The organism is Desulfocastanea catecholica, from assembly GCF_054657295.1.
Map to the genome: position 1 here is coordinate 1 of NZ_BAAHYZ010000126.1, position 595 is coordinate 595.

1 protein-coding gene is annotated in these 595 nt (G+C 52.9%); it reads left to right on the forward strand.

Features of this window, described 5'->3' with window-relative positions:
* Nucleotides 1–595 (forward strand): RNA-guided endonuclease InsQ/TnpB family protein (locus ACYQ8U_RS23165; RefSeq protein WP_459947922.1); only part of this gene is annotated, 595 nt, incomplete at both ends.

Genomic DNA, 595 nt, shown 5'->3' on the forward strand with positions numbered 1-595 from the left:
GTTTCTCGACCAGGCCCTCAGGGAGGCGTTTGACAAAAAGAATCCGAAGCGGTTTCCCCGGTTCAAGAAAAAAGGGAAAGACACAGATTCGTTCCGGTATCCGCAGGGCTTCAAGCTGGACGGAAACCGGGTCTTCCTGCCGAAGATCGGATGGGTCCGGTTCATCAAGAGCCGGGAAATCGAAGGGACACCCCGGAATATCACCGTATCCAGGCGGGGCGATCACTGGTATGTCTCGATCCAGACCGAGCGGGAGATCCCGGAGCCGGTCCACCCCTCCGCTTTTGCCGTGGGGATTGATATGGGTATTGCCCGGTTCGCAACCATGTCGGATGGCTCCTTTCTGGAACCGCTGAACAGTTTCAAAAAACTTGAGATGAAACTTGCCAAAGAGCAGAGAAAACTCGCCAGAAAGGTCAAGTTTTCCGCCAACTGGCAGAAACAGAAGAAGAAAATAACCAGGCTCCATATCAGGATTGCCGACACCCGGAACGACTATCTGCATAAATCATCGACAACCATCAGCAAAAACCACGCGATAGTGTATGTCGAGGATTTGAAAATTCGGAATATGTCCCGGTCGGCGGCGGGAACG